Origin of the sequence: Intrasporangium sp. (genome assembly GCF_032907665.1) — a bacterium.
Lineage (GTDB): Bacteria > Actinomycetota > Actinomycetes > Actinomycetales > Dermatophilaceae > Intrasporangium.
In genome coordinates, this window is the sequence record NZ_JAJJPG010000149.1 from 1 (window position 1) to 6,208 (window position 6,208).

A 6,208-nucleotide genomic window follows, 5' to 3' on the forward strand; every position below is an offset into this window, starting at 1 on the left:
GCCTGCGCGGTGACATCCGTGGGACGCTGTCTGTGCGTGTCGGACGGAACGATGCAGTCCCGTGATATCGGTGCTGGCGGCGTGTGCTCGGCGTGGTTCGTGTGCGTGATGCAGCTGGCTTGCTCGTGGGCCGTGTTGTACCCCCTACCCTTCGCCGGCTCGTATCACCGACCTGTGGCCCCTTCGAGCGGTTCACCGGCGAGCGAGCGAGCCCCACAGACCCGGCGGACGCGAAACCGCGGGTGACGTGCGCGTCACCCGCGGCTCGCTCACGTGCGTTCAGTTGTCCTGTGCTGCAGCCGGTGATCAGGCTCCCGGCTGGTTCACGCCTCACCGCTGGTGATGGCGTCGGCTCGCACGGATCTCCAACGAGATCAGCCGGGCGCTGCGGCGCGTGCCACTGCGGTCCTCTCGCTGAACACGATCGCGGATCCGGTCGCGAGCCAGGAGCTCCAAGTTCTCCATGACGACCTCCTGGTCGGGTTGTTGATGAGTCTCTGTTGGTCGGTGGGGTGGTCGGTCGTGCCCTGTCACGAGGCGTGGTCCGGCGAACCATCGGGGCTCCGCTCGGCTCACGCAGCAACCGGGTGCTTGCGGGGACGGCCACGGGGCCGCTTGCGCGGAACCACCGCTCCCTGGACGAGGAGCTGGCCGCCCCAGACCCCCCAGGGCTCCTGGCGCTCGAGCGCGCCGGCGAGGCACTGGATGCGCGCGGGGCAGAGCCCGCACAGGGTCTTGGCGAACTCGACGTCCTCGGGTCGCTCGGCGAACCAGAGCTCGGCGTCGTAGTCGCGGCAGGGGATGGTCTCGCCGATCTCCTCAGCCTCGGTGCCGAGGTCGAGCAATTCGCTCAGCTGCATCGTTCTCACCTCCGTCTCCGGCGCGCCGGTGGTGCGGCGAGCCTGCTCACTCGTGTCGGTCCTGGATCGGAGTCCTGCACCGCAGGTGCGGGCTTCGGTCCTGCTGCTCTGCATCCGGGGAGTCATGGTTGGTCCCGTATCTGTCTGGCACCGGGTGGGTGCTGATCTGGTGGAGGGTGAGGGTGGAGCGGCATTCGGTGAAGGGTGGAACACACGAAGGCCGCGGACCCGGTGATGTCGGGTTCGCGGCCTGGAGGTGAGGCTGTGGTCTAACTCAGACCGGTGGCCTCCCAGAGCGGGAGCGAGCGACATCGGGTGTCTTGTTGGTGGCGAGGTGGTCGACGGCGGCGAAGGGGACGTGTCCCGTGAAAGCGCGGTCAGCGACGCGCACGCCGATCGGGGCGACGATGGACACACCTGTCCCCTGGTCCCCGACACGGTTGGTCGCGAGAAGGATGCTGGCCTGGCGCAGACGCGCAGAAGCGACGCAGGACGCTGCGTTCATCGTCATGGTGATGTTCCTCATCGGGCCAACCTCCTCACTACACTCGCGGTTCCCAGCCGGCCACCTGAGCCACTGGGCTTGACTGCGTCAAGGTTACGCAGGGCCTGCGGGGGCCACAACTTATTTATCGAGGATTTCGAAGGATTTTCTCGGGCAGACTCACATTTCGGGCGATTCGTCTGTGGCTGAGTGCTTTTCGAGCAGCTGAAGGGGGTCTGACCCCCCCAGGACCGCGAGGATGTCGGTGCCGTACTGCTCGAGCTTGCGCGCCCCCACTCCGCTGATCGTCGCGAGCGCAGCCTGGTCCGATGGCTCGCACTCGGCGATGGCTGTCAGCGTCGCATCAGTGAACACGACGAATGCCGGCACGCCTGCTGCCTTGGCGACGCCCAGACGCCACTGACGGAGCCGCTCGAAGAGGGCCTCGTCGTAGTCGGGCGGACAGTCTCCGCACCGCCCGGTCTTGCGCTGACCTGCGGTCGTCAGCTCGGTACCGCATCCACGGCAGTGCGCCGGTGCTGCCACCCTGGGCGTCGCACGCCGGCGACTGGAGGTGGGGCCAGCCGGGCGCGCGCCACCGCCGAGGATGCCATCGGCCGGGGCGAGGAACCTCGACACCCGTCGGCTGGCCCGACCCCCGGGATGGCGTGCGGCCGACCACGACAGGTGCAGCTGCCGCCGGGCCCTGGTCAGGCCGACATAGAGCAGCCGGCGCTCCTCCTCGAGCGCCTCGGGCCCGTCTGCGAGCGAGATCGGGATGAGCCCGTCGGAGACCCCGACGAGGAAGACGGCGTCCCACTCCAGGCCCTTCGCGGCGTGCAGGCTGGCGAGGGTGACGCCCTGGACCGCCGGCGCATGCTGCTCCGCGGCGCGCCGGTCGAGCTCACCCACGAGCTCGGGCAGTCTCGCCTCGGGAGCCGACACGGCCAGGTCGTCGGCCAGGGCCGCGAGGGCGGCCAACGACTCCCAGCGCTCTCGTGTGGCTCCCCCGCTCGAGGGAGCCTCCGGGGACCAACCCGCTCCCGTGATGACGTCGCGCGTGACGTCGCCGAGCGGCTTGCTCCCGTCGTCGCTGCGGGCGGCGCCGCGCAAGAGGAGGATCGCATCGCGGACCTCCTTGCGGGAGAAGAACCGCTCGCCTCCGCGCACGAGGTAAGGGACCCCGGCTGAAGCGAGGGCGGCCTCGAACGCCTCCGACTGACCGTTGGTCCGGAACAGCACGGCGATCTCTGCTGCCGGGTGCCCTCCGTCGACGAGTTCCCGGATGCGGTCGGCAACGAAGGCCGCCTCGGCTGGGTCGTCGGCATGCGTGGTGAGCAGCGGTGTCGGCCCGGCGGGTCCCTGGGCAGTGAGCCGCACCGAGCCTCCACGCGCAGCTGTTGGCCCGGCCGCGATCACGGTGTTGGCCAGCTGGATGATCTGTGGCGAGGACCGGTAGTTGCGCACGAGTCGGACAGTGCGCGCCCCGGGAAAGCGTGAGGCGAAGCCGAGCAGATGGCGGGGTGAGGCACCGGTGAAGGAGTAGATGGTCTGTGCTGGGTCGCCCACGACGGTCACGTCGTCGCGCTCCCCCAGCCAGAGGTCGAGCAGCCGCTGCTGCAACGCGTTGACGTCCTGGTACTCGTCGACGACGAACTGCCGGTACTGTCCGCGGACCGTCCGGGCGACGTCATCCCGATCCTCGAGGATGCCGACGGTCAGCAGGAGCACGTCTTCGAAGTCGATGACGCCCCTCGCCTGCTTGACCTCCTCGTAGGACTCGAGAAGCCGCGCCATGGCCGTCAGGTCGACCCCCGGTGGCTCACGGCGAGCCGTCCGCGCCGCCGCGGGGTACGACTCGGGCGTCAGGAGGCTGACCTTGGCCCACTCGATCTCGGCAGCAAGGTCTCGGATGGCCGCCCGGTCGAACTGCAGTCGCAGGCGTCGGGCCGCCTCGGCGACGGCTGGCGCCTTGACGCTCATCACCTCTGGTGCAGCGCCACCGATGGCCTGCGGCCAGAAATAGTGCAGCTGTCGCAGGGCCGCTGCGTGAAAGGTGCGTGCCTGCACACCGTGGACGCCCAGGCCTCTCAGCCGGGTTCGCATCTCGCCCGCTGCTCGGGCGGTGAAGGTCACTGCGAGGACGCGCTGCGGCTGCTGCACGCCCGCGTGGACCGCATAGGCGATGCGGTGCGTGATCGCCCGAGTCTTGCCGGTGCCGGCTCCCGCCAGCACGCACAGCGGTCCCGGGGCGGCCGATGCAACCTCGCGCTGCTCGGGATCGAGGCGGTCGAGGATGGCATCCGGGTGTGGTGCGACGCTCAGCGGAACTCCTGGGGCGGTGCCGATGTGGGGTCGGAAATTATCGTGGGCCTCGCGCGGTTCGCGCTGTGGAAGGCCTTTGAGCCATCCTTGCACCGAAGCCCGACACCAGCCCACACCAGCACGGAGACCTGATGCCCGACGCGACGCCCCTGCAGCCCGAGCCCGGCACGATCACGATGTTCACCACCAACTGGTGCGGGTACTGCGTGCGGCTCAAGGGCCAGCTCGACCGTGAGGGTCTGCGCTACACGGAGATCAACCTCGAGGCCAACCCCGAGCACATCGGCTTCGTGGAGCGCGTCAATGGCGGCAACCGCACCGTGCCCACCGTGGTGTTCCCCGACGGAAGTGCGGCCACGAACCCGACGCTCACGGAGGTCAAGGCGCGGCTCAGCGCCTGAGCCGGTTCGCGCCTCGTTTGCCGGCGCATCGGACGCCCGTGGCCACGTGCGTCGAAGGAACGGCGCACCTCAGTGTTCGCGGCTCCCGACGACGGACTCGACCGTCCGGCCCAGCCAGTGCTCGATGATCCGCTTGGCGATGGAGATGCCGAACGGCGGCCGGATTGCTCCGGTGCGGAGCGCACCGGCGTAGTCGTCGCGTGTCACCCAACGGGCCTCCTCCAACTCGTGGGGATCGATCTCGAGCCGCGTGTCGAGCGCCCGCGAGGTGAAGCCGATCATCACCGACGAGGGAAACGGCCAGGGCTGGTTTCCGAGGTAGCGAATGTCGGTGACCGCGATGCCGACCTCCTCCGCCACCTCTCGGGCCACCGCTGCCTCGAACGACTCTCCTGGCTCGACGAATCCCGCCAGGACCGAGAAGCGGTTCTCCGCCCATAGCGGGCCGCGCCCGAGGAGCAGTCGGTCGTCCGCGTCGACCACTGCCATGATGACGGCCGGGTCGGTGCGAGGGTAGTGCTCGCTCTCGTCCGAGGGGCAGCGACGCAACCAGCCACCCTGCGTCGGCACCGTCGGGGTGCCGCAGCGCGGGCAGTGCGTGTGGGTGGCGTGCCAGTTCGCGAGCGCGAGCACCGTCGTGAAGAGGCCTGCGTCCTGGTCGTCCAGACCGGCCGCCGCCTGACGGAGGTTCAGCCAGCCGTCCTGACCTGGAAGGTCAGGCCCGCGGTCCGCACCCGCCGCCAGATCACGCGGAAGGGCGACGCCGAGGTGGGCCGTCCCCCGCGCATCGCGGCCCGCGAACAGGACCACCCCGGCGGAGTCGTCCGCCAGTGGTGATCGGAGGCGTAGGTGCAGTGCCGGGCCCTGCGCTGAGGCCGGCGCAGGGACCGCCGAGGCGTGGGTCACGGCTGAGCCCGGCCGGCGCCCCGGACGGACCGGTGCCCGGTCGCCGCGCAGCTCGAGCACGCGGGTAGCGGGGTCGGCCAGCAGCCGCTCGATGAGCCGGTCGTCCCGACGCTCGAGCCCGGATCGGTCGAGCGTCGCCCGGGAGAGGGCGAGGTCGGACAGGAGGTCTGCGCTTCGGGCCACCTCGTCACCCTACGGCCGGCATCCGGGGCGCGCGTCCGAGCCTCCCACGATCCGCCGCACCGTCACTTTACGGTGGGAACGTGACCCGCACCCCACTCGTTCTGGCTGCACTCGCCAGTGCCGCCGTGCCGGGCCTCGACCCGGTGTCGGTGGAAGGGGTTCGCCCGCGGCCCGGAGGCTCGTTCGACGTCGCCTTCGTGACGGACAGCCAGGACCGGCGTTGGGTCATCAAGGCCCCGCTGACCCAGGGGGCGGGTGCCGAGCTCGAGGCCGTGGCCGTCCTCGGCAGGCTGCTCGGGCGGCGACTCGACGTCGCCATGCCGATGGTCCGCGGCGAGGTGCCGATGCGGGAGGGCCGTGCCATCGTCTACCTGCGACTCCCCGGGCGGCCCGTCGACTTCGGCGCCCTTCCGCCCGGCACCATCGCGTCTGACCTCGGGCGCGCGCTGGCGCACATCCACAATCTCGAGCTTGCACTGTTCGAGGAGGCCGGGCGGCCTGTCTACGATGCCGAGTCCCACCGTCGACGGCAGCTCTCCGAGCTCGACCGGGCAGCCGCCACCGGGCACGTCCCCACCCACCTGCTGGTTCGGTGGGAGCAGCGCCTCGAGGACATCTCCCTCTGGCGATTTGCCCCCACGCCCGTCCACGGTTCCTTCGTGGGAGACAACGTGCTCGTCGCGTTCGAGGACGACGACCGGGCGGACGGAGGCGAGGTCCGCGGCGTCCTCGGTTGGGCGGAGTCGCGCGTCGGGGACCCAGCCGACGACTTCGCGGAGCTCCTGCGCCTGGCGCCCGCCGACGCCTTCGACACGGTTCTGCGGGGGTATGCGCAGTCGCGGGTCGAACGCCCGGACGGCAACCTGCTGGCTCGGGCTCGGCTGGCGGCGGAGATGACGCCCATGCGGACGCTCATGCGAGCCCTCGCGTCCGGCGCGCTCGACGTCGTCGATGCAGCGGCCGAGTCGCTCCGGGCCGTCGAGGCCCGGGTGTCCGACGAGGACGAGCGGCGAGCGCTCGAGGCGGACCAGGAGTCACGCGGCAGGGCG

The 6,208-nt window shown here is 70.6% G+C and carries 6 protein-coding genes; 2 read left to right on the top strand and 4 right to left on the bottom strand.

The window, feature by feature from the left end:
• Nucleotides 1–572: 572 nt before the first annotated feature.
• The 3 genes from LOY02_RS16425 to LOY02_RS16435 all read right to left on the bottom strand — a co-directional run bounded on the left by LOY02_RS16425 (nt 573) and on the right by LOY02_RS16435 (nt 3,669).
• The gene (locus LOY02_RS16425) at nt 573–860 is read right to left on the bottom strand and encodes a WhiB family transcriptional regulator (protein ID WP_317183448.1); all 288 of its coding nucleotides are present in this window, start codon (nt 858–860) and stop codon (nt 573–575) included.
• Between the two features lie 274 nt (nt 861–1,134).
• Nucleotides 1,135–1,386, bottom strand: coding sequence for a hypothetical protein (locus LOY02_RS16430; protein ID WP_317183449.1), 252 nt, complete (start codon nt 1,384–1,386; stop codon nt 1,135–1,137).
• 138 nt (nt 1,387–1,524) lie between these two features.
• Nucleotides 1,525–3,669 carry an ATP-dependent DNA helicase UvrD2 gene (locus LOY02_RS16435; protein ID WP_317183454.1) on the bottom strand — a complete coding sequence of 715 codons (2,145 nt, stop codon included), beginning with the start codon at nt 3,667–3,669 and terminating at the stop codon, nt 1,525–1,527.
• Between the two features lie 131 nt (nt 3,670–3,800).
• Between LOY02_RS16435 and LOY02_RS16440 the strand changes: the two genes are divergently transcribed.
• Nucleotides 3,801–4,070 carry a mycoredoxin gene (locus tag LOY02_RS16440; protein WP_317183450.1) on the top strand — a complete coding sequence of 90 codons (270 nt, stop codon included), beginning with the start codon at nt 3,801–3,803 and terminating at the stop codon, nt 4,068–4,070.
• A 69-nt stretch (nt 4,071–4,139) separates the two neighbouring features.
• Here LOY02_RS16440 and nudC read toward each other — a convergent pair whose 3' ends face one another.
• Nucleotides 4,140–5,159 (bottom strand): NAD(+) diphosphatase, encoded by a 1,020-nt coding sequence (gene nudC / locus LOY02_RS16445; protein ID WP_317183451.1) that lies wholly within the window; start codon nt 5,157–5,159, stop codon nt 4,140–4,142.
• An 80-nt stretch (nt 5,160–5,239) separates the two neighbouring features.
• Here nudC and LOY02_RS16450 point away from each other — a divergent pair.
• A partial coding sequence (locus tag LOY02_RS16450) for a phosphotransferase (RefSeq protein ID WP_317183452.1) occupies nt 5,240–6,208 on the top strand: 969 nt, incomplete at its 3' end.

Excerpts from the sequence above, each read along its gene's own strand:
- LOY02_RS16425 (WP_317183448.1), bottom strand. The coding sequence starts at position 860 with ATGCAGCTGAGCGAATTGCTCGACCTCGGCACCGAGGCTGAGGAGATC.
- LOY02_RS16430 (WP_317183449.1), bottom strand. The coding sequence starts at position 1,386 with ATGAGGAACATCACCATGACGATGAACGCAGCGTCCTGCGTCGCTTCT.
- LOY02_RS16440 (WP_317183450.1), top strand. The coding sequence starts at position 3,801 with ATGCCCGACGCGACGCCCCTGCAGCCCGAGCCCGGCACGATCACGATG.